At 58.7% G+C, this 26,070-nt stretch carries 22 protein-coding genes; 20 read left to right on the forward strand and 2 right to left on the reverse strand.

Annotated features, from left to right (window positions below; genetic code table 11):
* Positions 1-244: 244 nt before the first annotated feature.
* Positions 245-487: a DUF5665 domain-containing protein gene (locus RWM61_RS15680; protein ID WP_399538804.1), complete on the forward strand. Its 243-nt coding sequence runs from the start codon at positions 245-247 to the stop codon at positions 485-487.
* Here the strand turns inward: RWM61_RS15680 and RWM61_RS15685 are convergent.
* Entirely contained in the window at positions 481-1,239 is a 759-nt protein-coding gene (locus tag RWM61_RS15685) for a TraR/DksA C4-type zinc finger protein (protein ID WP_314002458.1), read from the reverse strand. The genes RWM61_RS15680 and RWM61_RS15685 overlap by 7 nt on opposite strands.
* 224 nt (positions 1,240-1,463) lie before the next feature.
* Here RWM61_RS15685 and lspA point away from each other — a divergent pair, with 224 nt between their 5' ends.
* The 18 genes from lspA (at position 1,464) to RWM61_RS15775 (ending at position 25,070) form a co-directional block, all read left to right on the forward strand.
* Positions 1,464-2,003 (forward strand): signal peptidase II, encoded by a 540-nt coding sequence (lspA, locus tag RWM61_RS15690; protein ID WP_314002460.1) that lies wholly within the window; start codon positions 1,464-1,466, stop codon positions 2,001-2,003.
* A complete protein-coding gene (locus RWM61_RS15695; protein WP_314002462.1) occupies positions 1,960-2,916 on the forward strand; it encodes an RluA family pseudouridine synthase in 957 nt (318 codons plus the stop codon). Before lspA ends, RWM61_RS15695 begins: the two co-directional genes overlap by 44 nt.
* Positions 2,917-3,110: 194 nt before the next feature.
* On the forward strand, positions 3,111-4,535 hold the full coding sequence (locus RWM61_RS15700; RefSeq protein ID WP_314002464.1) for an LL-diaminopimelate aminotransferase: 1,425 nt from the start codon (positions 3,111-3,113) through the stop codon (positions 4,533-4,535).
* 185 nt (positions 4,536-4,720) lie between these two features.
* Positions 4,721-5,284 carry a bifunctional pyr operon transcriptional regulator/uracil phosphoribosyltransferase PyrR gene (gene pyrR, locus RWM61_RS15705; protein ID WP_314002466.1) on the forward strand — a complete coding sequence of 188 codons (564 nt, stop codon included), beginning with the start codon at positions 4,721-4,723 and terminating at the stop codon, positions 5,282-5,284.
* Positions 5,281-6,186, forward strand: coding sequence for an aspartate carbamoyltransferase catalytic subunit (locus RWM61_RS15710; protein ID WP_314002468.1), 906 nt, complete (start codon positions 5,281-5,283; stop codon positions 6,184-6,186). The genes pyrR and RWM61_RS15710 overlap by 4 nt, the downstream gene beginning before the upstream one ends.
* Before the next feature lie 31 nt (positions 6,187-6,217).
* The gene (locus RWM61_RS15715) at positions 6,218-7,504 is read left to right on the forward strand and encodes a dihydroorotase (RefSeq protein ID WP_314002470.1); all 1,287 of its coding nucleotides are present in this window, start codon (positions 6,218-6,220) and stop codon (positions 7,502-7,504) included.
* Positions 7,505-7,636: 132 nt separating this feature from the next.
* Positions 7,637-8,782 carry a carbamoyl phosphate synthase small subunit gene (locus tag RWM61_RS15720; protein ID WP_314002472.1) on the forward strand — a complete coding sequence of 382 codons (1,146 nt, stop codon included), beginning with the start codon at positions 7,637-7,639 and terminating at the stop codon, positions 8,780-8,782.
* Positions 8,769-11,984 (forward strand): carbamoyl-phosphate synthase large subunit, encoded by a 3,216-nt coding sequence (gene carB, locus RWM61_RS15725; RefSeq protein ID WP_314002474.1) that lies wholly within the window; start codon positions 8,769-8,771, stop codon positions 11,982-11,984. Before RWM61_RS15720 ends, carB begins: the two co-directional genes overlap by 14 nt.
* A 131-nt stretch (positions 11,985-12,115) precedes the next feature.
* Entirely contained in the window at positions 12,116-12,853 is a 738-nt protein-coding gene (pyrF, locus tag RWM61_RS15730; protein ID WP_314002476.1) for an orotidine-5'-phosphate decarboxylase, read from the forward strand.
* Between the two features lies 1 nt (position 12,854).
* Positions 12,855-13,502, forward strand: coding sequence for an orotate phosphoribosyltransferase (gene pyrE, locus RWM61_RS15735; protein ID WP_314002478.1), 648 nt, complete (start codon positions 12,855-12,857; stop codon positions 13,500-13,502).
* Positions 13,503-13,717: 215 nt separating this feature from the next.
* A complete protein-coding gene (locus RWM61_RS15740; protein WP_314002480.1) occupies positions 13,718-15,133 on the forward strand; it encodes a spore germination protein in 1,416 nt (471 codons plus the stop codon).
* Positions 15,134-15,151: 18 nt separating this feature from the next.
* Positions 15,152-16,270, forward strand: coding sequence for an endospore germination permease (locus tag RWM61_RS15745; RefSeq protein WP_314002482.1), 1,119 nt, complete (start codon positions 15,152-15,154; stop codon positions 16,268-16,270).
* Positions 16,257-17,438, forward strand: a complete 1,182-nt coding sequence (locus RWM61_RS15750) for a Ger(x)C family spore germination protein (RefSeq protein WP_314002484.1) — start codon at positions 16,257-16,259, stop codon at positions 17,436-17,438. Before RWM61_RS15745 ends, RWM61_RS15750 begins: the two co-directional genes overlap by 14 nt.
* A 337-nt stretch (positions 17,439-17,775) precedes the next feature.
* Positions 17,776-18,609 carry an ABC transporter ATP-binding protein gene (locus RWM61_RS15755; protein WP_314002486.1) on the forward strand — a complete coding sequence of 278 codons (834 nt, stop codon included), beginning with the start codon at positions 17,776-17,778 and terminating at the stop codon, positions 18,607-18,609.
* Positions 18,560-19,726: an HlyD family efflux transporter periplasmic adaptor subunit gene (locus RWM61_RS15760; RefSeq protein ID WP_314002488.1), complete on the forward strand. Its 1,167-nt coding sequence runs from the start codon at positions 18,560-18,562 to the stop codon at positions 19,724-19,726. The genes RWM61_RS15755 and RWM61_RS15760 overlap by 50 nt, the downstream gene beginning before the upstream one ends.
* A 3-nt stretch (positions 19,727-19,729) precedes the next feature.
* Positions 19,730-22,630 carry an FtsX-like permease family protein gene (locus RWM61_RS15765; RefSeq protein ID WP_314002490.1) on the forward strand — a complete coding sequence of 967 codons (2,901 nt, stop codon included), beginning with the start codon at positions 19,730-19,732 and terminating at the stop codon, positions 22,628-22,630.
* Between the two features lie 30 nt (positions 22,631-22,660).
* Positions 22,661-23,542 (forward strand): ABC transporter ATP-binding protein, encoded by an 882-nt coding sequence (locus RWM61_RS15770; protein ID WP_314002498.1) that lies wholly within the window; start codon positions 22,661-22,663, stop codon positions 23,540-23,542.
* Between the two features lie 4 nt (positions 23,543-23,546).
* A complete protein-coding gene (locus RWM61_RS15775) occupies positions 23,547-25,070 on the forward strand; it encodes an extracellular solute-binding protein (protein WP_314002492.1) in 1,524 nt (507 codons plus the stop codon).
* Positions 25,071-25,146: 76 nt separating this feature from the next.
* On the opposite strand, the gene RWM61_RS15780 is transcribed toward RWM61_RS15775, so the two are convergent.
* Positions 25,147-25,662: a 2'-5' RNA ligase family protein gene (locus RWM61_RS15780; protein WP_314002494.1), complete on the reverse strand. Its 516-nt coding sequence runs from the start codon at positions 25,660-25,662 to the stop codon at positions 25,147-25,149.
* Between the two features lie 157 nt (positions 25,663-25,819).
* On the opposite strand from RWM61_RS15780, the gene RWM61_RS15785 reads away from it, so the two are divergent.
* Positions 25,820-25,984 (forward strand): hypothetical protein, encoded by a 165-nt coding sequence (locus RWM61_RS15785; protein WP_314002496.1) that lies wholly within the window; start codon positions 25,820-25,822, stop codon positions 25,982-25,984.
* Positions 25,985-26,070 lie beyond the last annotated feature (86 nt).

Genomic DNA, 26,070 nt, shown 5'->3' on the forward strand with positions numbered 1-26,070 from the left:
CCACAAACCCTTGCTACATCAACACTTGGAAATAAATGTCGCCAAACTCGGGTTATATATGAAAAACGAGCTCCCGGTTCGGGCATAGCCGCTTGCAAAGCGCAAGCGCGCGCCCGGGGCTCGTTTTTCGCGTACTTATGGAGAATGGAGGAAGACGGCGGTGGGTGAGCAGGTCGAACATTCGAATGCGACGCGGCAGGCGCTCGAAGCCGTGAATAAGCGGCTTGAATCGATCTCGAACGATATGGAGCGGGCAAAAATCGCCGAATACGTCGATTTGCTCAACCGCCCCTTGTCGCTGATGTGGCGCAACCTGCTCGGGGGTACGGCGCGCGGCGTCGGCATCGCGATCGGGTTCACCGTTTTCACCGCGTTGATCCTGTATCTGCTGCAAATGCTCGGCAAGCTGAACCTGCCGATCATCGGCGACTTCATCGCGGATATCGTGCGCATCGTGCAGCATCAGCTGGAGGACCGTGCCTACTGAGACGGGTTGGTCCCTTGGCCCGCGTTGATGTCCGATTCCTCGCCGGTTTCCGTCCATTCCAGCTCTCGGTCGCCCTCCCGGCTCGCCAAGTATTCATGGTATTGGCTGTTGCGGACCACCGACACATGGCGCCCGGTAATGTCGGTGGCGAGGAAGCTTTCAATCGGCTCGACGAACCCTTCGTGCTCACCCGCTTCGATCATGAATTCCTCGTAATCGGCCGACGGATTCTCCGATAAGGCGGGCGAGTTGGAATTGCCGTAGCTTTGCACGATTTGCCAGGCGTCCTCGCCGTCGAACCCGTTGTAGGAGCTCTGCTCGTCCATGCTGGTGCGGCCGAAAGGAGGGTTCAGCAGCTCTTCCTCGACGGGACGGTCGAACGGTTCCATGCGGCGCGGCGAATGCCGCACGCAGTACAGCGTATCCGGCAAAGCCTGCAGCCGCTCAAGCGGAATGCTTTGCCCGCAAGCGCGGCAAATCCCGTAGGTGCCTTGGTCCATCGCTTCAAGCGCTTCGTTGATGCGGCGCAGGTGCCGCTCGTCGAGCTCGAGAAGCGAGAGGTCCTTGCCTTTCTCGAACGTTTCGGTGCCGAGATCGCCGGGGTGGTTGTCATTGGTGGACAGCTCGTTCGTATTCCACCGCTGCGATTCCGCCATGCCGTCGTGATCGTTGTCGCGCAGCCTGTTTTCAATCCGATCCCGTTCCTCAAGCAGGCGGGCGCGGAGGGCGGTTAACGCGGGCAGCTCATTCATGGTGATGACCTCCTTTTGATCCTGTTTCGTCGATTATTAGCTTTCGCCATCGTCCGTTTTTTTAGAAGGAGGCGCGGGGGACTATGATTGGCGCAAATGGAAGCCGCCTTCCGCTTTCGCGTTCCGGGGAGTATAGTCGACGGGCTTCGATTGTGCTACAATATTTTGGGTACATGCCATGCTTGGCGGCTGCCGCCCAAGACGCACAAAGTGAGGGAACCCATTTGAAGGCCTATTATTACTGGATCGCCGTACTCGTATTCGCCATCGACCAATTCGCCAAATGGATCGTGGCCACACAGATGGAGCTGTACCAGCAAATTCCGATTATCGGCAATTTTTTTCTGCTCACGTCGATCCGGAACCCCGGAGCCGCCTTCGGCATTCTGAAGGGGCAAAGCCTGTTTTTTATTTTGGTGACGATCGTTGTTGTCGCCGGCATCATCTGGTACATCGAACGGAACAAGCGAAGCGGGTCGCGTCTGATGCTGGCGGCGCTCGGCCTGGTGCTCGGCGGGGCGCTCGGCAATTTTCTCGACCGGGCGGCATTCGGCGAGGTTGTCGATTTCCTGCAGTTTAATTTTGGTTCTTACACGTTCCCGATTTTCAATCTCGCGGATACGGGCATCGTAACCGGTGTGGGACTCATTTTGCTGGATACACTTCTGGATAATAAACGCGGGAATGCCAAAACCGCCCAGGATGGAGATCGTTTGAATCATGACAGCGAATCAAATGCCGGAACCGACGAATCCGCACGCTGAGGAGACGCTCGAGTGGGTCGTCGCAGACTCCTTCTCTGGTGACCGGATCGACAAGTATGTGGCGGAATCCGCCGAGGAGGGCGTCTCGAGGACGCAGGTCCAGGATTGGATCAAGTCCGGCGCCGTGCTCGTCAACGGCCGCCCCGTCAAGGCAAATTACAAGCTGGCCGCCGGCGATGTCGTGACGGCGCAGCCGCCCGAGCCGCAGGAAGCGGCGATCGAGCCGGAGGCGATTCCGCTCGATATCGTTTACGAGGATGCGGACGTTATCGTCATCGACAAACCGCGCGGGATGGTCGTTCACCCGGCCGCCGGGCACACGTCGGGCACGGTCGTCAACGCCCTGCTGCACCATTGCCGCGACCTGTCGGGCATCAACGGCGTGCTTCGTCCGGGCATCGTGCATCGGATCGACAAGGATACGACAGGCCTGCTGATGGCCGCCAAAAACGACCTGGCTCACGCCTCGTTGGCCGAGCAGCTGAAAAACCATACGGTCGTCCGCCGATACGTGGCGCTCGCGCACGGCAATCTGCCGCACGATCACGGCACGATCGACGCGCCGATCGGGCGGGATCCCCACGACCGCAAAATGTTTACCGTAACGGACCGGGGCGGCAAGCATTCCGTCACGCATTTCTCGGTGCTCGAGCGGCTGGGCGATTATACGCTGCTCGAGCTAAGGCTGGAGACCGGCCGCACCCATCAGATCCGTGTCCATATGAAGTACATCGGCCATCCGCTTGCCGGCGATCCGGTATACGGCAGGGCCAAAACGATCCCGCTGAACGGACAGGCGCTTCACGCCGCGGTTCTCGGGTTCGAGCACCCGGCAACCGGCGGGCGCCTGCTGTTCGAGGCGCCTGTGCCGGCCGATATGGAGGACGTGCTTCACATGCTGCGCACCCGCTAGCCGGGTGCTTTTGCGTTGCTCCGGGCCGTGTTGCGGATTAATGCAAATTTTTAGCTACTTATTACATTAAGCGGCTGCCGAAAGTGCGCTATGCTATTGACAGCCAACCGGCGGAGAGCCGGATTTTCATGCGAGCAACAGGCTGTTCGCCATATCGCGATACCCTATACCATACCGGAAAGGTGATGCAATCGATGACCCGGATCAATCAGAACTTTTTGGAGCTGCAGGGCAGCTATCTGTTTTCCGAAATCGCCAAACGGCGCACGAAATTCATACAGGAGAACCCGAATGCGGAAATTATCAGCCTCGGCATCGGCGACGTTACGCGCGGCTTGCCGGAGGCGGTAACGAAAGCGATGCATGCGGCGGTGGACGAGCTGGCCCAGCCGGGCACGTTCCGCGGCTACGGACCGGAGCAGGGCTACGATTTTCTGCTGCAGGCGATCGTGGAGCATGACTACAAGGCGCGCGGCATCGACATCGCGACGAACGAGGTGTTTGTGAGCGACGGTTCCAAGTGCGACGTCGGGAATATCCAGGAGATTTTCAGCCAGGATGCCGTCATTGCCGTTCAGGACCCGGTATATCCGGTCTATGTCGATACGAACGTTATGGCCGGCCGCTCGGGCAGGTTCAACAGCGAGACGCACCAGTACGACAACATCGTTTACCTGCGCTGCGATGCAGGCAACGACTTCAAGCCGGCATTGCCGGACCGGAAGGTCGACCTGATCTATCTTTGCTACCCGAACAACCCGACGGGCATGACGCTCACCAAGGCGGAGCTTAAGGTGTGGGTCGACTATGCGAAGGAGAACGGCTGCATCATTCTGTTCGACTCCGCATACGAGGCGTTCATTACGGAGGCGGACGTGCCGCACAGCATTTATGAAATCGAAGGCGCGCAAGAGGTGGCGATCGAGTTCCGCAGCTTCTCGAAGACGGCGGGCTTTACCGGCGTGCGCTGCGCGTATACGGTCGTGCCGCGCGCGCTGAAAGCGAAGGATGCGAACGGGAACGAAGTGGCGGTGGCCGACCTGTGGAACCGCCGGCATACGACGAAGTTCAACGGCGTTTCCTACGTGACCCAACGCGGCGCCGCGGCGATCTACTCGCCCGAGGGCAAACAACAGATCGCTGGGCTCGTCGATTACTACATGACCAATGCCGGCATTATCCGCGACGGCCTGAAATCGCTGGGCCTGCAGGTATACGGCGGTGTGAACGCGCCTTACATTTGGCTGAAGACGCCGAACGGCCTGGATTCGTGGGCCTTTTTCGACAAGCTGCTGGGCGAGGCGAACATCGTCGGCACGCCGGGCGTCGGCTTCGGGCAAGCCGGGCAAGGCTACTTCCGCCTGACCGCGTTCGGCAGCCGGGAAAATACCGAGAAAGCGGTCGAGCGCATCACGAAGCTCAGCCTCAACAGTAGCCAGGCCGCCGGCGGCCTGGCTACTGTTGAGGCTGATGCCCGGCTATTGGCGGGCCGATCTGCTCTTGACTTCGCCGGCTTTACGTGGGATAATTCTTCTAACATGAAGCGCCGATCGCTGTCGATCGGTGACACCAACCAAGTACCTTTAACTCAGTCCCGTGAGGCTGGCAAGGTAACGTGAACCGGATAAGGGATCTCCATCCCTGCGGAGCGGCTTGACATAGCTGCGCCTGGGCGTTCGGGATCATCCTGCAGCCAGTTGACTCCTTGCGGCCTCCGCAAGGAGTTTTTTGCCGTATTTTGGCGGGTTCGGCCGGTCGGGTGTGAGAACCTGCATGACAAGCTTGTCGAGAGGAGACGGCGGCTATGAGCGAGGAACGGCATGTCATTATGGATGAGATCGGCATACGCCGGGCGCTGACGCGAATCGCCCACGAAATATTGGAAAAGAACAAAGGCATAGACGACTGTGCTTTCGTCGGCATCCGTACGAGAGGCATCTACTTGGCGCGCAGAATCGCGGAGCGGATCGCCGAGATCGAGGGCAGAACCGTGCCGGTGGGCGAACTGGATATTACCTCTTACCGGGACGATCGGAAATCCGGAACGATGGGGCGTTACGATGCGGTGAAGCAGGGTGGGGAAGGCGCGCCGGCCATCCGCGACAAGCGTGTGATTCTGTTCGACGACGTGCTCTATACGGGGCGGACGATCCGCGCAGCCATGGATGCGATTATGGATATCGGCCGGCCGAAGTCGATCCAGTTGGCCGTGCTTGTGGACCGCGGTCATCGGGAGCTGCCGATCCGGCCGGATTACGTAGGCAAGAACGTGCCGACCTCCAAGCTGGAAAATATCGAGGTGTCGCTGGCGGAAGTGGACGGCGCCGACAATGTGACGATTCTGGGACAAAGGGGGCAAACCGGATGACGATGACCGCGACGCAATTGAAGGAAAGAAGTCTTCTCGGCCTCAAGGGGCTGCCGGAAACGGAAATCCAGGCGATCCTGGAGCGGGCCGCCTATTGGGAAGAGCTGCCGGAGAAAATCAACCGGATTCTGCCGGATAAGATTGTGGCGAATATGTTTTTCGAGAACAGCACGCGCACCCGGTTTTCATTCGAGGTGGCCGAGAAAAGGCTGGGCGCGGAGGTGCTCAACTTCTCGGCGGCGGCATCGAGCGTGCAAAAGGGCGAGTCGATTTACGATACGGTCCGGACGCTGGAATCGCTCGGCATCGACGCCGGGGTCATCCGGCTGAAGCCGATCGGCGTGCTGGCCGAGTTGGCCGGGAAAATCCGCATCCCGCTCATCAACGCGGGCGACGGCAACAACGAGCATCCGACGCAAGCGCTGCTCGACCTGTACACGATGAAGAAGCAGTTCGGCACGCTCCGCGGCCTGACGGTCGCAATTGTCGGGGACATCCTTCATAGCCGGGTTGCGCGCTCGAATCTCTGGGTCTTGCGGACATTCGGAGCGAACGTCGTATTCTGCGCGCCGCCGAATATGCGGGCGCATGAGCTCGACGCTCCTTATGTCACGATGGACGAAGCGCTGCGCGCCGACGTCGTCATGATGCTGCGGGTTCAGCTTGAGCGTCACGAATCCGGCATGATCCGCTCGGCGGAGGATTACCGCGAGCATTTCGGTCTCACGGCCGAACGTGCCGCACGGCTCGGCAAGCACGCGATCATCATGCACCCGGCGCCGATCAACCGCGGCGTCGAGATCGACGACGAGCTGGTGGAGCATCCGCAATCGCGCATTTTCACGCAGATGAGCCACGGCGTGCCGGTGCGGATGGCCGTTATCGAACGGGCGCTTAAATAAAGGCTGCGGCCGAAGGGAGTGGCTGACAACGATGGCAAGCTGGATTACGAACGGCCAGGTGTGGAACGAAACGGCCGGCCGCCTGGAGAAGAAGCATATACGCATCGAGGAGGGCCTGATAGCGGAAATCGCGGACGGCGATTGGCAGCAGGATGTCGGCGGAGCAGACGTCATTGACGCGCAAAACAAGCTCGTATCGCCCGGATTCATCGATATGCACGTGCATTTGCGCGATCCGGGCTTTGAACATAAGGAAGACATCGCGACCGGCACCCGGTCGGCGGCCAAGGGCGGGTTTACCACCATCGCCTGCATGCCGAACACGCGGCCGGTGACGGATACGCCGGAAACGGTAACCTACATTCTCGACAAAGCGGCCCGCGAAGGCAGCGTGCGCGTACTGCCTTACGCCGCCATCACGAAAAACGAGCTCGGACGCGAGCTGACCGACTTCGCCGCGCTGAAGGAAGCCGGCGCGATCGGCTTCACGGATGACGGCGTCGGCGTTCAGAATGCGCAAATGATGAAGGACGCCATGCGGCTCGCGCATTCGCTGGGCATGCCGATCATCGCCCACTGCGAGGACGATTCGCTCGTCGAGGGCGCCTGGGCGTCGGAGGGCAAGTTCGCCCGCGACAACGGCCTGAAGGGCATACCGAACGAATCGGAAGCGATTCATGTCGGCCGCGATGTGCTGCTGGCGGAGGCGACGGGCGTGCACTACCATGTGTGCCACGTCAGCACGGAGCAATCGGTCCGCTTGATCCGGCTGGCCAAATCGATCGGGGTGCGCGTCACGGCGGAGGTGTGCCCGCATCATCTGGTGTTGTCCGACGAGGACATTCCGGGCATGGACGCGAACTGGAAAATGAACCCGCCGCTCCGGACGCCGCGCGACGTGCAGGCCGTGATCGAGGGGCTGGAGGACGGCACGATCGACATGATCGTGACCGACCATGCGCCGCATACCGCCGAGGAGAAAGCGCGCGGCGTGGACCTCGCGCCTTTCGGGATCGTCGGCTTCGAGACCGCTTTTCCGCTGCTGTACACGAAGTTCGTCCGCACCGGCCGCTGGAGCCTCGGATTCCTGCTGCGGCGGATGACGGCCGATCCCGCGAGGGTGTTCGGCCTGCCGGCAGGCCGGCTCGCCGTCGGAGCGCCGGCGGACCTGACAGTCATCGATCTCGAGACGGAACGGGCGGTCGATCCTGAGATGTTCCTGTCAAAGAGCGGCAATACGCCTTTCGGCGGCTGGAGGCTGACCGGCTGGCCGATCCGCACGATTGTGGGAGGCCGGACGGTTTGGGCGGAGGCGTAACGGCCGGGGCCGAGGCTTTTACCCCGACGTACGCATTGCGCATTCCATACGATTAGCCCGTACGATTAGCCTGACCCGCTCGCCTGACGCGAGATGAACCTATAAATAGAGACCCAAGGAGTGAGTATACGGATGCAAGCAAGATTGTTGTTGGAAGACGGCACGCTGTTCACCGGCAAATCGTTCGGCGCCGAAACGGCCAAAATCGGGGAAGTGGTGTTCAACACCGGCATTACCGGTTATCAGGAGGTACTCTCCGATCCGTCCTATTGCGGCCAGATCGTCACGATGACCTATCCGCTGATCGGCAATTACGGCATCACGCGCGACGACTTCGAGAGCATCACCCCGTTCGTGCACGGCTTCGTCGTCCGCCGCCACGAGCCGGTGCCCAGCAACTGGCGCGCCGAATACTCGCTGGACAGCTTGCTGAAGGAGGCGGGCATTCCGGGCATCAGCGACATCGATACCCGGATGCTCACCCGAATTATTCGCCACCATGGCGTCATGAAAGGCGTACTTACGACCGGCGGCGAATCGAAGGAAGAGCTGCTGGAGCAGCTGCGCGCATCGACGCTGATGACGGACCAGGTGCCGCGCACCTCGACGAAGAGCTTCATCAACGTCCCGGGCGACCGCGAGCGCATCGTACTGATCAATTACGGCGCCAAAAGCGGCATTTTGCGCGACCTGACGAAGCGCGGCTGCGAGGTGATGGTCGTGCCCCACAACACGGCGGCCGAGCAAATCCGCCGCCTCAACCCGGACGGCATCCAGCTGTCCAACGGACCCGGGGACCCGAAGGATGTGCCGCACGCCGTCGATACGATCCGCGAGCTGCTCGGCGAGTTTCCGATTTTCGGCATCTGCCTGGGACATCAGCTGTTCGCGCTCGCCTGCGGCGCCGACACGGAGAAGCTGAAGTTCGGCCACCGCGGCGGCAACCATCCGGTGAAGGAGATCGCAACGGGCCGCTGCTACATCACGTCCCAGAACCACGGCTACACGGTGCGCGAGGATTCCGTCGCCGGAACCGGCCTGAAAGTGACGCATATCAACAACAACGACCGGACGATCGAAGGTCTGAAGCATGAGCGTTTTCCGGCTTTCTCGGTGCAGTACCATCCTGAAGCCGCGCCCGGACCGTTCGACTCCGGGTATCTGTTCGACCAGTTCCTGGAGATGATCCGGGAGTATAAACGCAACAACCCGCAGAAGCCGCGCCAGGCCCGGCTGTCGGAGACGTTGAGAGGAGACCTGCAGCATGCCGCGAAATAACGATTTGAAAAAAATACTCGTCATCGGCTCCGGTCCGATCGTCATCGGCCAGGCGGCCGAGTTCGACTATGCCGGCACGCAAGCCTGCCAGGCCCTGAAAGAAGAAGGCTACGAGGTTGTCCTGATCAACAGCAACCCGGCCACCATCATGACCGACACGAACATGGCCGACAAGGTATATATCGAGCCGATTACGCTCGAGTTCGTCAGCCAGATCATCCGCCAGGAGCGCCCGGACGGCTTGCTGCCGACGCTCGGCGGACAGACCGGCCTCAACATGGCCGTTGAGCTGGCCCGCGCCGGCGTGCTGGAGCGCGAAGGCGTCAAGCTGCTCGGCACGCAGCTGACGGCGATCGAGAAAGCCGAGGACCGCGACCTGTTCCGCGAGCTGATGCGCGAGCTGCAGCAGCCGGTGCCGGAGAGCACGATCGTGACGACGGTGCAGGAAGCGCTGGATTTTGCCAATGAAATCGGCTATCCGATCATCGTCCGTCCGGCCTATACGCTCGGCGGCACCGGCGGCGGCATCTGCGCGAACGAGGAAGAGCTGCGCGAGATCGTGGCCTCGGGCATCCGCTACAGCCCGATTAGCCAGTGTCTGATCGAGAAAAGCATCGCGGGCATGAAGGAAATCGAGTACGAGGTTATGCGCGACGCGAATGACAACTGTATCGTCGTTTGCAACATGGAGAACTTCGACCCGGTCGGCGTCCATACGGGCGACAGCATCGTCGTCGCTCCGAGCCAGACGCTGTCCGACCGCGAATACCAGATGCTCCGTTCCGCGTCGCTCAAGATCATTCGCGCGCTGAACATCGAGGGCGGCTGCAACGTGCAATACGCGCTCGACCCGCACAGCTACCAGTACTATGTCATCGAGGTTAATCCGCGCGTCAGCCGCTCCTCGGCGCTTGCCTCGAAAGCGACCGGCTACCCGATCGCCAAGATGGCGGCCAAAATCGCGGTCGGCTACACGCTCGACGAGATCGTCAACCCGGTGACGGGCCAAACGTACGCTTGCTTCGAGCCGACGCTGGATTACATCGTATCCAAAATCCCGCGCTGGCCGTTCGATAAGTTCATTTCCGCGAACCGCAAGCTCGGCACGCAAATGAAGGCGACCGGCGAGGTTATGGCCATCGGCCGGACGTTCGAAGAGTCGATCCACAAGGCCGTCCGCTCGCTCGAGATCGGCGTGCACCGCCTTCATCTGAAGGATGCCGCCGGTTTATCGGACGAGGTACTGCGCATGCGGCTTGCCAAGCCCGATGACGAGCGCATGTTCCTTGTAGCCGAAGCGTTCCGGCGCGGATACACGCTGCAGGATATTCAGGATACGACGAAGATCGACTGGTGGTTCCTCGACAAAATCGCAGGAATCGTCGTTTTCGAGGAGTCTTTGAAATCGGCCCCTGCGCTGACGCAGGAGCTGCTGTACGAAGCGAAGCGCAGGGGCTTCTCCGACCGCTCGATCGCCGAGCTGCGCCGCGAAGGCGAAGCGGCCGAGCCGCTGACGGAAAACGACGTGCGCGCGCTCCGTCTCGGCTACGGCCTGAAGCCGGTCTACAAAATGGTCGATACGTGCGCAGCCGAGTTCGAAGCGACGACGCCGTACTATTATTCGACCTATGAAATCGAGAATGAAGTGACCCAAACGGATAAGGAAAAAGTGCTGGTGCTCGGCTCCGGCCCGATCCGGATCGGCCAGGGCATCGAGTTCGACTACTCGACCGTGCACGCGGTATGGGCGATCCAGGACGCTGGCTACGAGGCGGTTATCATCAACAACAACCCGGAGACGGTATCGACCGACTTCTCAACGTCCGACCGGCTGTATTTCGAGCCGCTGTTCTTCGAGGACGTCATGAACGTGATCGAGCAGGAGAAGCCGATCGGCGTCATCGTCCAGTTCGGCGGACAGACCGCGATCAACCTGGCCGCGCCGCTGTCCAAAGCGGGTGTGCGCATTCTCGGCTCCAGCCTGGAAAGCATCGACGCCGCGGAGGACCGCAAAAAGTTCGAGGCGCTGCTGCGCAAGCTGGACATCGCGCAGCCGAAGGGCAGCACGGTGACGTCGGTGGATGAGGCGGTTGCCGTTGCCGACGGTCTGGGCTATCCGGTGCTCGTGCGTCCGTCGTATGTGCTCGGCGGAAGAGCGATGGAAATCGTGTATTCCAACGAGGAGCTTCTGAGCTACATGGAGCAGGCGGTGAAAATCAATCCGGAGCATCCGGTGCTGATCGACCGCTACATGCTCGGCAAGGAAGCCGAGGTCGACGCGATCTGCGACGGCGAAACGGTGCTCATTCCGGGCATCATGGAGCACGTGGAGCGCGCGGGCGTCCATTCCGGCGACTCAATCGCGGTCTATCCGCCGCAATCGCTGACGGCGGCGATCAAGGATCAGATTGTGGACATCACGATCAAGATCGCCAAGGAGCTTAAGGTAATCGGCACGGTGAATATCCAGTTCGTCATCCATCAGGACCAGGTTTACGTCATCGAGGTGAATCCGAGATCGTCCCGGACGGTGCCGTTCCTGAGCAAAGTGACGAACGTGCCGATGGCGAACCTGGCGACCAAGGCGATCCTCGGCTCGAAGCTGGCCGACCTCGGCTACAAGCAAGGGCTGTGGCCGGAGGACGAGTACGTGTCCGTCAAGGTGCCGGTGTTCTCCTTCGCGAAGCTGCGCCGCGTCGACCCGACGCTGACGCCGGAGATGAAGTCGACCGGCGAGGTGATGGGCCGCGACGTGCAGTATGCCAAGGCGCTGTACAAAGGCTTGATCGGCGCCGGCATGCGCATTCCGGCGACCGGCTCGATCATCGCGACCGTAGCCGACAAGGACAAGGAAGAGGCGATCGAGATTTTGCGCGGCTTCTACGCGCTCGGCTACAACATCGTCGCGACCGGCGGCACGGCGGCGGCGCTCGAGCAGGTCGGCCTGCGCGTGACGCGCGTCAACAAGCTGAGCGAGGGCTCGCCGAACATTCTCGATATGATCCGGTCCGGACAAGCGCACTTCGTAGTGAACACGCTGACCAAGGGCAAAACGCCGGAGCGCGACGGCTTCCGGATCCGCCGCGAGGCGGTCGAGAACGGGATCGTCTGCATGACGTCGCTGGATACGGTGCGCGCGCTGCTCAACATGCTGGTGACGATCAACTTCTCGTCCCGTCCGATGCCGGTGCTCCAGCCGTAGCGTTTATCGCAAAACACCAAGAACGGCCAACGCTTTGCGTCGGCCGGCCTGTGCGGCCGGCCGTAGCGGCGGATGGCCGTCTTATATGTACATAGTTCAGTTCGCTTGAATCGATGAGAGGACGTGAGAAGATGGGCGCAGCGCTGACGAGGGAGCAGGCGGCGAACCGGATCATGGTGGCGCTGGATTATCCGGACGCGGGAGCGGCCGAGGCGCTGATCGGGCGCTTGGATGGCGTGCCGTGCTGGATGAAGGTCGGCATGCAGCTGTTTTACGCAGCCGGGCCGGGGTTCGTGGCAGGCTTGAAGGAGCGGGGTTACCGCGTATTCCTCGACGTCAAGATGCACGACATCCCGAACACGGTAAAAGGCGGCGCGAACAGTGTCACCCGGCTCGGCGTCGATCTGTTCAACGTTCATGCCGCCGGAGGTGTCGGCATGATGGCCGCGGCGATGGAAGGCGTCGAGGCCGCACTGTCAGGCGCGTCAGGTCCGGAACGGCCGACAGTGATCGCGGTGACGCAGCTCACGAGCACGAGCCGGGCCGTGCTGAACGACGAGATCGGCATTGCGGGGACGGTGGAGCAGGCGGTGCTGCGGTACGCGAAGCTCGCGAAGCAAGCCGGTCTGGACGGCGTCGTCGCTTCGCCGCAAGAGGTCGTCGCCGTCAAGACGGAGTGCGGCGCTTCGTTCGTTACGGTGACGCCCGGCATCCGGCCGGCCGGTTCGGAGACGAACGACCAGTCGCGCATCATGACGCCGCGCGAGGCGTTGGCGCAGGGCACCGATTACATCGTGATCGGCCGGCCGATTACGGCCGCGGCCGATCCGCGGCAAGCGATCGAAACCATTATCGAGGAGATGATCTGACATGCAGCAAGCCCACTTGAACAAGCTGCCCGCCCGCATTGCGGAGCATCTGCTGAATATCGGAGCCGTCGCGCTCCGGCCGACCGATCCGTTCACCTGGTCTTCGGGCATGAAATCGCCGATCTATTGCGACAACCGGCTGACGATGTCGTATCCGGAGGTAAGGGATACGATCGCGGAAGGCTTCGCAGCGGTGATCCGCGACCGATTCCCGGACTGCGAGGCTGTCGCGGGCATCGCGACAGGCGGCATCCCGCACGCGGCTTGGGTGGCGCAGAAGCTGGCGCTCCCGATGCTGTACGTGCGGGACAAAGCGAAGGGCCACGGCAAAACGAACCAGATCGAAGGCTGCTACACGGTGGGGCAAAAGGTTGTACTGATTGAGGACCTGGTTTCCACCGGAGGCAGCTCGCTGAAGGCGGCTGTAGCGGTCCGCGAGGCCGGCTGCAAGGTGCTGGGCACGGTCGCCATTTTCACCTACGAATTTCCGCAGGCGGCCGCCGCGTTCGCGGAGCAGCATATTCCGCTGCACACGTTGTCCAACTACACGGCGCTTATCGACACGGCGCTGTCGCTCGGCAAAATCCGCCAAGAGGACGTCGCGTTGTTGAAGTCATGGCGCGAGAATCCGCAGTCGTTCGGCAAGTAACGATGCGCACGTCACAAAAAAACCCCGATTCGTCAACGAATCGGGGTTTTTTTGTGTATAAAGTCACGGGGTCCCCGAAAAGTAATCGGAATACGCTTCAGAGCTTCGCTTCACTTTTTGGGGATTATTTTGGACTTTTCTTCTTTATTTACATAACCGTTCCTGAAATAACCCAAACTACCGATATCGGTGCAGCACGCACGAGGGGGATGTCCATGGCGGTTTCCGATCATCAGCAATCAATCGTTCTGCTTGACATTAAAAACAGACTGGGTCATCCTCCGGATCTGGTTATCCGCACATGGAATGGAAAAGAAAAGGTTGTTTATCTGTCCACTTTGGTAAATGAGGAACGAGTAGTGGAAGAGATCATCCGGCCTTTGCTTGATTTTTCGACAAAATCATCCGATTCAACCGATTTCGATGCGGTGATCACTTCCTCACAAGTGGAAGCTGCCCGAGGCGCAGATGAACAGATTTCTTCCCTGTTGAAAGGATTCGTTATAGTTCTGGCGTCTGACGGTTCGGTATGGCGGATCAATCTGAAAAACGAAAAAAAACGTTCCATAAACGAGCCTGCCCAAGAGAAGGCGGTGCGCGGCCCCAAAGACGGATTCATTGAAGATCTCGCCACCAATATGGGTCTTGTCAGACAACGATTGCAATCGCAGGACTTGCGTGTTGAGGAACATATTATCGGAGACGCTGCCGGTACAACAACCGTTTTATTTTATGTGCAACCGTATGTGAAGGAAAATATTTTGGACGAAGTGCGCGGCCGTCTGCGCTCCATCCAATTGCAAGCGATTATTGACGCTTCGTACATAGAGGAATGGATAAAGGACAACAGGTGGTCTCCCTTTCCGACGATGGAATATACGGAGCGTCCGGACAAAATGGTATCCGCCATTTTGCAGGGACGGGTCGCCATAATGGCGGACGGTTCCCCTACCTGCTTGCTTGTCCCAACGATATTCGCCCATTTCCTGATGGCCTCGGAGGACCAATATGTGCTGCCGTATGCAGCGACACTCGTCCGTTGGCTGCGACTGATGGCCATGTTCATCGCTTTTGCCTTGCCTTCTCTGTTTATCGCGCTTACGACGATTCATCATGGCATGATTCCTCCGTTCCTCGGGGTCACGATTGCAAAAGCAAGGATAGGGCTGCCGCTTCCCATCGTGATGGAAGTGGTGATGATGGAAGTGCTGATGGAACTTGTCCGAGAGGCCGGCTTGCGAATGCCCGGGCCCTTGGGCCAATCCGTTACGATCGTGGGCACACTGGTGATCGGTGAGGCTGCGGTAACGGCCGGCATCGTTTCAGCCCCCGTCGTCATCGTCGTATCTTTAACGACATTGGCATCCTTCGCCATTCCAGGTTACCACATGGCTTTGGCGATTCGATTGCTGCGCTTTCCCATGATGCTGCTCGCATCCGTGCTGGGACTGGTTGGCATCGTGTGGTATATTATGCTCATTTTGATCCATTTGGGAAGCATCCGTTCTTTCGGCATCCCTTATTTGACACCGGCCGGTCCCTGGTTGAGACAAGACATCAAGGATACCCTTTTTCGTTTGCCGCGCTGGAAATTGAACGGCAATCCTTCGTATGCCCGCCGAAAAAAATAGTACAGGAAGGAACAGGCTATGCAAAATAAAGAACACATCAGTCCTTCACAATTGTTTTGCGTGGCAGTCATGGCCATTTACCCGACCATAATCCTGATGGTTCCCAGTCAACTTCTGAAGGTCAACGGGGATGATGCCCCATGGGTGGCTTTGTTGGCCGCCCTCACCGGTGCGGCATTCGCGTGGGTATCAACATCCATCCATCACAAATTTCCCCAATACCGCATTACAACGACCTTTGTTGCCGTACTGGGCAGATGGGCGGGTTGGCTGTTATGCTTCATCTTTCTCTCCATTTATTTCGGCGCCGGCATTGCCATCTTCAGGGAGTTCGGGGAGATGGCAAGTTGGGCTTTTGCGTTCGGAGATATTCCGATTGGAATCTTTTTAATTATGGGAGGCATCAATGCGTTTTATCTCAGTTACCACGGCATTGAAGCGATCGCGAGGCTAAGCCAATTAATGCTTCCAATCTCGGTTTTGGCTGTGTTCGTCATGTTCGTTTCAGCTATTCCGTGGATGAATTGGAAATTTGTATTGCCGCCGCTTCCTGAGATGAACAACGAGCTGCTGCGGATGACGCTGCATCCGCTTGCCTTTTTTGCCGAAGGCTTTCTATTGGGAACGATTTATCCTTACGTTCAGCCGGCTGCCCGGGTGCGGCGTTCCATGCTTTACGGGACTCTGATGATCGGCGCAATTTTTACGGTCACGATGATTTCCCTCACTGCCTATTTCGGCGGTACACGAGGAGGAAACATGACTTTTCCGCTTTTGCATCTGAGCAAGGAAATCCGGTACGGCATCTTTCTCAGCCATCTGCAAGTAATCATGGTCCCTTTTCTCGTATCGGTCATATGCATCAAGCAGGCTATTTTCGTCTACACCGTGTCCCTTGGATTCCGCGATCTGTTTCGATTAAAGGATTACCGCCCGCTTTCCTTGTTTATTACCGTCATTTATACCTTACTTGCCTCCCTTCTTTTTAATAATGCGTCCGACTTGTGGCAGTTTATGTCGCAATATCTGATTTACAAAGCTTTTCCGATTCTTCTTGCCGTAACAGGAATTCTTTACATAGCCGTCTTGCTGACAAAAAAGAATCGAAGCGGGGCCACGCAGCATGCGAAAAAATAAAACGCCGCGAATAGGTCTGTTTATTCCGGCATTCATTTTGCTGATGACCGGTTGCTGGCACATCATCCAACCGGAAAATCTCGCAACGATCTCGATGGCCGGTTTCGATAAAGAGGGTGGAGACTACCAAATTACGCTGCAGATTCTCAACCCTGCAGGGATCCCTACTGCCGCCGCCGGGAATATTTCTACCACCGAGAAGCCGGTGCGTTTGCTGACGGCGCGCGGGAAGACGATTTCGGAAGCTGTTCATGAGGCTAACCTCTACAATCCCGGCCACCATTTCTGGGGACATCTTAGCGCTATTGTCGTTGGAGAGACCATGGCCCGCGAAGGACTGGGGGAACTGGTGGACGCATTGGCTCGCAGCACTGAAATGATGGAGACTGCGGATCTTTATATCGCCCGCGGCCTGACGGCGGAAAAGCTGCTGAAAAGCACTGCCGGTCTCAAACCATATCCCGCGGAAGCGCTGCGTAAGATGACGACTTACAGCAGCATGCACACGTGGATGAAAGAGGTTCGGCTGAATCAAGCGTTGCAAACCTTGTCATACAATCCCGGAACGCTCGTCATTCCGGGGCTGGTCCGCATGAATCCGGAAGACCCCTCATCCCCCAATGGCAAGGCGCTCGGGTTAGAGGGGCTTGCGGTTTTATCGAATTGGAAATTGAAAGGATGGATGACCGGAGCGGAGGCCGAAGGGTTTTTATGGATCATGGAACAAATCGAACATCATTCTTTTCATGTACCTTACAAAGAAGGTGTATTCGATGTGGAAGCTCTTAATAACGATACGAAGATAAATATAACAATGAGCGAAGGGAAAGTGAAAAATGTACGCATCCGCGTGACAACGACCGCGCGTTTAACCGAGGTGAAAAACATCAAGATTGACGTGGGCGGCAATCGGAAGCATGCGGAATATGCCGTCAAAACAGCCATTAACGAAGAAATTCAAAGTGCGATCGAAGCTTCATTGAAAAAATCACAGAGACTTCATTCGGATATATTCGGGCTTGGAGAACAGGTGCGCACAACATTTCCGGATAATTGGAAACGGATTAAATATCAATGGAATGACGACCATTTCCCGGAAATTCCTATACACGTTGAAGTGATGTCTACCATTCGCGACTTCGGTGAATTGTTACGCAATATTGATTAGTTGGTTTGACAACATCCTGTGTTTCATGCCGTTCCGTCCCGGGACCGAGAAAAAAAGTACATGTACGACAACAACTGGACCAATGCCGATTTCATTGATTTTGCCGCAACGACGAAGGCGAGCGGCGTAGAATTGCACAGAAGCGAAACGATATGCAGCTTGTTTTGGAATCACATGGTTTCAGGCTGTTGGGTTCAGGCTGTCGAGACTTCTCGACAGTCTTTGATTTTTTAAATTTTCCTTTACCTGTAATCGTAACTTTTTTCCGGGATCCGCCGTCTATACGATAGATGAAGAAAAACTAATGTGAGCAGGACGGAGGGGTCGTAGAGAAACCATGGCGCTGTGGATGCGAAAAAAACAAACGGCCGAACCCGAACCCGCCGAGGAAAAGCAACAGGCATCGGCGCAATTGCAGGTCGCTCGGGACAATGCCGCGCCGGAATCCCCGGTGTCATTGGACGTGAAAACGAAGCCGGACGAAGCGGGTCCCCTGTTGCGGGTGAGCGGCGTGGAGCGCTCCTTTCAGGTCGGCGGGCAGCCGCTGCATGTGCTCAAAGGCATCGATATGGAGCTGCAGCCGCGGCAGCTCGTTATGCTGCGCGGCCGGTCGGGCTCGGGCAAGACGACGCTGCTGAATTTAATCGGCGGCCTCGACCGGCCGACGAAGGGCGAAATCGCGTTTCGCGAGCATCCGTTTCACCGGATGGGCGACGATGACCGGACGGAAGTCAGGCGGCGCGAGATGGGCTTCATTTTCCAGGCGTTCGCGCTTATGCCGCTGCTGTCCGCCTATGAGAATGTGGAGCTGTCCCTGCGGATGGCGAACCGGCCGCGCGCGGAATGGAAAGCCCGGGTGACGGAATGTCTGGAACTCGTCGGGCTCGGCAGGCGGATGCACCACCGGCCGTTCGAGCTGTCCGGCGGTGAGCAGCAGCGCGTCGCGATCGCCAAGGCGATTGCCCACCGGCCGAGGCTGCTGCTGGCAGACGAGCCGACGGCGGAGCTCGATTCCCAGATGTCGGCGCAAATTATGAACGTCTTTCAAACGATTATTCGAACCGAACGCGTAACCATCTGCATGACTACGCACGATCCTACGATTCTGGAGGTTGCCGACCATGTTTACGAAATGGTGGACGGAAAATTCATTGCACGCGCGGAAGGGTAATCCGGCAGGCGCCGGCGCCTCCCGCCCGGCGGCAAGCCGCCGGGCATGGGCGCGCGGCGCGGCCGTGACGATGCTGGCCGTGTCGCTCGCCGTGACGAGCGGCTGCGGACTGCTGCCGAAGGAGGGCGAGGAAGAGGTGCTCCCCGAAATTACGCCGCCGCAAATCTCGAAAAAGCCGGAGTACGAGGTAACCACCACGACGCTCGAAACGAAAGTGCAGGGCCTCGGCAAAGTGATGTCAAAGCAGGAAGAAACGCTGTTTTTTACGCTTGACAACATGCGGCTGAAGACGCTGAATGTGAAGCCCGGCGATCAGGTTGCCGCGGGCGAAGTAATCGCAACGCTCGATGTGGAGACGATGCAGAAGGATCTTCGGAGCAAGCGGCTGGCGTTCCGGAAGGCGGAGGCCGGCATGAAGGAGACGCTGCGCAAGCGCGATGAAATGGACCCGATCGAGTTCGAGGAGGCGGCCATTGCGTTCGAGGAGCAGCGCCAGGCCATCGTCGACCTGGAGAACGAGATTGCCAAGGCGACGCTGACGTCTCCGCTCGCCGGAACCGTCGTTCAGTTGAACGTGCAGAAGGGCGATGCCGTTAAAGCCTACGATCCGGTTGCCGTTATTGCCGATACGGGCAATCTCGTCGTCGCGGCTACGCTGTCCAAGGACGACCTTGCCAAAGTATCCGTTGGGATGCCGGCCGTCGTTTCCGTTAACAATGCCGAAGCGAAGGAAGGCAAAGTGTCGCAATTGCCGATGACATCGGGCAACGATCAGAACGGCAACGGCGGCGCAGGCGGCGGATTTCCCGGCGGCGGCGGGGAAGCGGGCGGCAAAAAGCTTGATCGTCCCGAGGATTATTTGCAGGTGGACATCGGAGCTTTTCCGAAAGGCGTTACAAGGGGAACTCCGCTGTCGGTGAGCGTTATTATCCAGCGGAAGGCGAACGCCGTCGTCATACCGCTTGCCGCGCTGCGGTCGATCGGATCCCGGACCTATGTGCAGGTGATCGACGAGAACGGCAAGCGGGAGGTTGACGTGGCGGTCGGACAGCAAACGTCGACGCAAGCGGAAATTCTGGAAGGATTGACGCCGGGACAGAAAGTCGTAGGTCGATAACGGATGGGTGTGCCGCTATTACGATTTCTATTCCGCAAAATGTGGAACACGAGATGGCTGACCTTAAGCACGATGGCCGGCCTGATTATCGCGGTGGCATTCGCCACCAGCATACCGATGTACGCCGACGGCGCGCTGAAGCGAGTCGTCGCTGAGTCGCTCCAGGAGCGCAGCGCCGGTCTGCCGGCAGGCTCGCTTCTGATGCGTTACCAATCGTCCGGCGCCGAGAAAACCGATTTGCAATCGCTCGGCGAACTGGAGCGGTTCATCAAGACGGAATTGCCTCGCCGCATCGGTTTTCCCTATCAGAGCTTCGTCGGCAGCCTTTCGATCCGGGGCTCGGAGGTCGTGCCGGTCGATCCGTCGAAGGTGGACGCCAGCCGGATGCGGCAGCTGACGCTTATGTCGATGTCCGGATTGGAGAAGCAAACCGAGCTGATGCAGGGACGCTGGTTCGGCAGCGGCGAAGGCGGCGAGGTGCTGGAAGCCGTCATGCTGGAAGAGGCCATGTTCCGAAACGATATCCGCATCGGCGATGAATTCGATTACCCGGTGTACGGGGGTCTCAACATCACGGTGAAGGTGAAAGTCGTCGGCGCCGTGAAGCCGTTGAAGGACACCGATCCTTATTGGTATCAAGGGCTCGAGTCGCTGATGGGCACGCTGCAGATCAGCGAGGCGGCTTTCAAGAAGCAGCTTCTTGAGAAGCGCGGCATTCCGGTCAACAATGCGAGCTGGTATTATGCCTTCGATCTGCGCGAGATCAAGACGAGTCAGCTGTCTCCGCTCGGCCGCACGTTGGACCGGCTTAACATCGAGCTGTACCAGTTGCTCAAGGATACGCGCATCGAGATTTCGTTCGCCGACACGCTGGCCGATTTCAAGCGGCAGAGCCTGCAGCTGCAAACCCTGCTGTTCACGCTCGCCGCGCCGATGATCGCGATGGTGTTCTACTACATAGCGATGAACGCCCGGCAATCGCTGGAGAAGCAGCGAAGCGATATTGCGGTTCTGCGCAGCCGCGGAGCCGGCACCCGGCAAATCATACTCATCTATACGCTCGAAGGGCTGCTGCTGGGGCTGATTGCGATTGCGACCGGGCCGTTCCTCGGCTGGTTTATGGCCAAGAGCATCGGCTCGGCCAACGGTTTCCTGGCGTTCGTCGACCGCAAAGCGATACCGGTCGGATTCTCGACCGAGGCGATCGTCGCCGGACTTGCGGCCGTCCTGCTCGCCGTGCTGTCAACGGTCGTGCCCGCCGTCGTTTACGCGAGGCAGTCGATCGTCGGCTATAAACAGCAGCTCGCACGATCCGACAGACGCCCGTTCTGGCAGCGCTGGTTCCTGGATGCCGCACTGCTCGGTCTGGCCGGCTACGGCTGGTACATGTTCAACGAACGGCAGATGCTGACGTTCCGAACGGGCATGACGACCGATCAGCTCAACGTGAACCCGTTTCTGTTTTTTGTCCCGGCCTTGTCGATATTCGCGCTGGGGTTGTTCTTCCTGCGGGTATTTCCGCTCTTGTTGAAGCTTTTCAATCGGATCGGCAAACGATTTTTGCCGGTGCCGCTCTTTTTGACGCTTACCCAGCTGTCGCGTTCCTCCAAAGCGTATTACCCGCTCATGATTTTGCTCATCCTGACGCTCGGCCTGGGCGTATACAACGCATCGGCCGCGCGCACGATCGACCTGAACTCGACCGAGCGCACGCTGTACCGCTACGGCAGCGACGTCATCATTCAGACGGTGTGGGAGGGCCGGGCGGAGATTCGTCCCGGCAGCCGCAATTCCGGCGGGGGAGGCGGCAACGGCGGCGGCAATCCGGGCGGTGGCGGTGGCGGCAATCCGGGCGGCGGCGGTGGCGGCAATCTCGGAGGAGGCGGCCAGGCGGCCCCGACCCGCATCAATTACACGGAGCCACCTTTTGAAATATTCCGCTCGCTGGAGGGCGTCGATTTCGCGGCGCGCGTCCTGCAGACCAAAGGCAACGTGGTCATCTCGGGCAGGTCGGCCGGCCAGGGAACGCTGATGGGCATCGACAACGTCGATTTCTCGAAGGTCGCCTGGTTCCGCGATGACCTGTTCCCGGCGCATCCGTTCCGGTATCTGGACCTTTTGGGCGAATACGAGCAGGCGGCCATCGTCCCGTCCGGCATTGCCGAGAAGTTCCAGTTGAAGCCGGGCGATCTGGTCTCCGTCGGCTTGGGCGACGGTATGATCGAATTCGTCATTGTCGGCATCCTGCCTTATTGGCCGTCGCAATATCCCGATCAGTCACCGTTCGTTATCGCGAATTTGGATTACATTTACGATCAGGTGCCGCTTATTCCCTACGAGGTTTGGCTGAAAATGAAGCCGGACGCCAAGGTGGCGCCGATCGTGACGAAGCTGCTGGACAACGGGATCGAACTCGCTTCGGTGAAAGACGTGCGCTCCGAATTGATTGCGCAGTCGAAGCATCCGACTCGCGGCGGCGTTTTCGGGATTCTCAGCCTCGGCTTCATCGTTTCGGTGCTTGTATCCTTATCCGGCTATCTGCTGTACTGGTTTTTCAACCTGTCTGGGCGCATCGTGCAGTTCGGCGTGCTGCGGGCGATGGGGCTCTCGCGGAAGCAGCTGACCGGCATGCTGCTCCTCGAGCAGCTGTTCACCGGAGGCCTGTCGATCGTGCTCGGGCTGCTGATCGGCAGGGTAACGAGCATCTTGTTCCTGCCGTTCCTGCAGACGAGCGAGAACATCGATAATGCGGTGCCTCCGTTCCGCGTCGTCTTCGAGGAACAGGATATGCTGCAGCTGTACGGCGTCATCGGCTTCATGCTGTTGACCGGAGCGGGACTTCTCTTCCTGCACATCCGCAGGCTGCGCGTCCATCAAGCGGTAAAGATGGGGGAGGAGCGTTAGGCCATGACCACAACGACAACGGACACCACGATGATCGAGTGCGAGGGACTTGTAAAAATCTACAAAAGCGACGAGCTGGAGGTCGTTGCCCTGCAAGGGCTGAACCTGACGGTCAGGCAGGGTGAAATGATGGCGATCATCGGCAACAGCGGCAGCGGCAAATCGACGCTTCTCAACATATTGGGCGGCCTGGACCGGCCATCGGCCGGTCAGGTCAGCGTCGGTTCATGGGATCTGCTCAAAATTACCGACGAGCAGCTAGTCCGCTACAAGCGGGAGACGGTCGGCTTTATCTGGCAAAATAACGCGCGCAACCTGCTGCCGTATTTGTCGGCGCTCGAGAACGTCGAAATGCCGATGATGCTGTCCGGGAAGACGGACCGTGCCTACGCCATGCAGCTGCTGGAATGGGTAGGCTTGTCGAAGCGCATGCATAACAAGCTGCATCAGCTTTCCGGAGGGGAGCAGCAGCGCGTGGCGATCGCGATCTCCTTGTCCAACCGGCCGCTAATGCTGCTCGCGGATGAGCCGACGGGCTCGGTCGACTCCCGAACGTCCGATCTTATTATGGATATTTTCAGGCGGCTCAACCGGGAGCTCGGCGTCACGATCGTCATCGTGACGCACGATCTGTCGCTGGCCGGCAAGGTTGACCGCGTGGTGGCGATCCGCGACGGCCTGACGAGCACCGAATTTGTCAAGCGCAATCCGAATCTGGATCTCGCGTCGGCCGAAGGCGCCGCGCACGGCGGGCTCAAGGAGGTTCATGAGGAATATGTGGTCGTCGACCGCGTCGGCCGGCTGCAAATTCCGAAAGATTATTTACTCTCGCTCGGCATCAAGGACAAAGCAACGATGGAATTTGACGGGGAGAAGATCATCATTACGGCACCGAAAGCATTGGAGGGGTAAATGTATGGAAACGATGAACAAAACCGCCGGTCAACCCGGCAAGCTTCGCCGGCCGCTGCTCGTCACCTTGGCGATCGTTATGCTCGGTTCGCTGCTTGCCGCGTGCAGCGGCGCGGGCGAGGGCAGCGGGGCGGAAACGCGCGTGCTGCGGGTCGGGACGCTTTACGGCAGCCCGCAGGATGAGGTGTGGTTCCGGCAGCAATATACCGATGCGTATGAACTGATAAATGATAATATCGAAATCGAAATCGTATCCGCCATCGACTATAACGAGCAGCGTTTCATGACGCCGGAGGAGCAGAAGAAGCAGCCGGACGTCTATGAAGAGCTGAAAAAAATGCTTACCGGCAACAACCCCGTCGACGTTATGGTAGTCGACTACAACTACCTGCGGCGCATGGTTCAGGATAACCTGCTGCAGCAGCTCGATCCGCTTATCCAGAAGGACAAATTCGACTTGAGCGACTATGTGCCGACGGTCATTGAGGGGATCAAGGCGGTCGGAGACAATAATCTGTACGCGTTGACGCCGACCTTCAGTTCTTCCGCGTTGTTCTATAACAAGAAGCTGTTCGCCGACGCGGGCGTTCCGGTACCTACCGACGGCATGTTCTGGCCGCAAGTATTCGACCTTGCCGGAAGGGTCGCCAAGGGCGAGGGCAAAGACCTCAAATACGGTATCAGCATTAACCGCTGGGGCGGAGACGGGTTCTACGATCTTCAAACGTACACGGGGCCGTTGCAATTGAGGATGTTCGATGAAGCAGGGGAGAAGATGCTCGTCAATACGCCGCAATGGGAGAAAGTATGGACCGACATCGCCAACCTGTACAAAAACAAGGTAGCGCCGAACATGAACGAGATCCAGACGGATATGCCGGCTCCGGAGCCGGGCCAGCCGTATAACCCGTATCAGGGCGACTTGTTCATGAGCGGCCGGGTGGCGATGATGGTTGCGGAGTTCGGCTATATCACGGAGCTTGCGCAAGCGAAGGAAGCCGAAGGCAAGCTCGAGGGCTTCACGGCGGTTGACTGGGACGTCGTTACGGTGCCGCAGTTCGAGGAAGCGCCGGGCGTCGGAGCGATGATCGGGCTCAACTCGCTGATGGGCATCAACAGCAAGGCGCCGAATCCGGACGACGCTTGGGAATTCGTAAAGTTCATGAACAGCAAGGAATGGGCGAAGCTGAAGTCCCGCAGCATGTGGGAGATGACGGCGCGCAAGGAATTCCTGAAGCCGAAGGACGGCCAGACGTTTAATATCGACGCCTTTACGAAGCTGAAGCCGATCCCGCCGCAGAGCGCCAATCTGGAGAAGCTGTACCGCGAGAAGCCGAACATCTGGCAGGTGCAAAATATCGGCCAGCCGCTGTTCCAGGAGGTTATGAAAGGCACCAAGACGGTGAAAGAGGCGCTTGCCCAATGGGAAACCCAAGGCAACGCAATGCTGCAGCAAATCAAAACGAATCCGGACGGCCCGCTGAATCCGATCGAGGGCGGTGTCGGGGCGGACATTTACAGCAAATAATCGCCATATGGTACAACCGCGGCAAGGCGCTTTAAGGCGTCCTTGCCGCGGTTTTTAGGTCTGATTGCGGTCCGGGCTAGCTGCCGGAGAGTCGAAACGTCCGGTAAATGCTCCATACGCCGCCTTCGTCGGCTGTAAGAAGGTGTACCGCGTCGATGGCCGATTCATAGTCAAGCGGCCGATTCCGCAAGCTTCCGTACAAATCGTTCAGCTCATCCGCCGAGAGACCACGTCCAAGCGTGACGTGCGGCGTGTACACGTAAGCGGCTTGTTCCACCGTCAGAACGCCCTGGCAAACGGCCTTATGCAGATTGACCATCGGCTCGGGATCCCGCAGCGCCATGTATACGACATGGCTGGCGGGATAGAAGCTGGATATCCGGTTGAAGCGGACGGTGAACGGACCGACCGTTCGCGCTGCCGATTCGAGCTGCAAGATGGCCTCGGCGGCCTGGTCGCCGGTCCATCTCTCGGCCTCGCGCACCGTCAGATGCGGGGGAATAAGCGAGTATTGCGCATCATACCTTTTGCGGTAGCTGTCTGCGAAAGACTGAACCTCGGGCGCAGGAAATACGGCGATTCCGTAACGCATGGCGATCGACCTCCCGGTGATGATGTCTTAACATCATTATAAACCGATTTTGCTTGATTTTCCCGAATTCCGGGTATTCTAATACAAACACGGGTCCGTCTTTTTCAGATTGGACGCCTGTAGAAACGGAAACAAGCATGCTTAAGGGGGATATCAAGTGCGCTGGATTTACTGGGTGCGTTTGTACGAGACGAAATTCCAGGCGGGCTGCCTCGTGAAACGGATGGAGAACGACTGGTGGGTTTACGGCTACGATTGCCCTCGGGAGATCGAGGTGTTCAAATCGAGGAGAGGGCGTTATGGTGTACGTTTCCTGCAGTAAAGGCATGGTAAAGGGATGAAGATTTGGGGCCAGAGCTAATTGCGATGTCCGGCAAGCCGGACGGGACAAGGGAAGCGGGATTAGGC

Origin of the sequence: uncultured Paenibacillus sp. (assembly GCF_963515335.1) — a bacterium.
GTDB lineage: Bacteria > Bacillota > Bacilli > Paenibacillales > Paenibacillaceae > Paenibacillus_I.

Bases quoted from the DNA above. Each gene is read 5' to 3' on its own strand.
- RWM61_RS15680 (WP_399538804.1), top strand. From the start codon at position 245: ATGGAGCGGGCAAAAATCGCCGAATACGTCGATTTGCTCAACCGCCCC.
- RWM61_RS15685 (WP_314002458.1), bottom strand. From the start codon at position 1,239: ATGAATGAGCTGCCCGCGTTAACCGCCCTCCGCGCCCGCCTGCTTGAG.
- RWM61_RS15695 (WP_314002462.1), top strand. From the start codon at position 1,960: ATGACAGCGAATCAAATGCCGGAACCGACGAATCCGCACGCTGAGGAG.
- RWM61_RS15700 (WP_314002464.1), top strand. From the start codon at position 3,111: ATGACCCGGATCAATCAGAACTTTTTGGAGCTGCAGGGCAGCTATCTG.
- pyrR (WP_314002466.1), top strand. From the start codon at position 4,721: ATGAGCGAGGAACGGCATGTCATTATGGATGAGATCGGCATACGCCGG.
- RWM61_RS15710 (WP_314002468.1), top strand. From the start codon at position 5,281: ATGACGATGACCGCGACGCAATTGAAGGAAAGAAGTCTTCTCGGCCTC.
- RWM61_RS15715 (WP_314002470.1), top strand. From the start codon at position 6,218: ATGGCAAGCTGGATTACGAACGGCCAGGTGTGGAACGAAACGGCCGGC.
- RWM61_RS15720 (WP_314002472.1), top strand. From the start codon at position 7,637: ATGCAAGCAAGATTGTTGTTGGAAGACGGCACGCTGTTCACCGGCAAA.
- carB (WP_314002474.1), top strand. From the start codon at position 8,769: ATGCCGCGAAATAACGATTTGAAAAAAATACTCGTCATCGGCTCCGGT.
- pyrF (WP_314002476.1), top strand. From the start codon at position 12,116: ATGGGCGCAGCGCTGACGAGGGAGCAGGCGGCGAACCGGATCATGGTG.
- pyrE (WP_314002478.1), top strand. From the start codon at position 12,855: ATGCAGCAAGCCCACTTGAACAAGCTGCCCGCCCGCATTGCGGAGCAT.
- RWM61_RS15740 (WP_314002480.1), top strand. From the start codon at position 13,718: ATGGCGGTTTCCGATCATCAGCAATCAATCGTTCTGCTTGACATTAAA.
- RWM61_RS15745 (WP_314002482.1), top strand. From the start codon at position 15,152: ATGCAAAATAAAGAACACATCAGTCCTTCACAATTGTTTTGCGTGGCA.
- RWM61_RS15750 (WP_314002484.1), top strand. From the start codon at position 16,257: ATGCGAAAAAATAAAACGCCGCGAATAGGTCTGTTTATTCCGGCATTC.
- RWM61_RS15755 (WP_314002486.1), top strand. From the start codon at position 17,776: ATGGCGCTGTGGATGCGAAAAAAACAAACGGCCGAACCCGAACCCGCC.
- RWM61_RS15760 (WP_314002488.1), top strand. From the start codon at position 18,560: ATGTTTACGAAATGGTGGACGGAAAATTCATTGCACGCGCGGAAGGGT.
- RWM61_RS15765 (WP_314002490.1), top strand. From the start codon at position 19,730: ATGGGTGTGCCGCTATTACGATTTCTATTCCGCAAAATGTGGAACACG.
- RWM61_RS15770 (WP_314002498.1), top strand. From the start codon at position 22,661: ATGATCGAGTGCGAGGGACTTGTAAAAATCTACAAAAGCGACGAGCTG.
- RWM61_RS15775 (WP_314002492.1), top strand. From the start codon at position 23,547: ATGGAAACGATGAACAAAACCGCCGGTCAACCCGGCAAGCTTCGCCGG.
- RWM61_RS15780 (WP_314002494.1), bottom strand. From the start codon at position 25,662: ATGCGTTACGGAATCGCCGTATTTCCTGCGCCCGAGGTTCAGTCTTTC.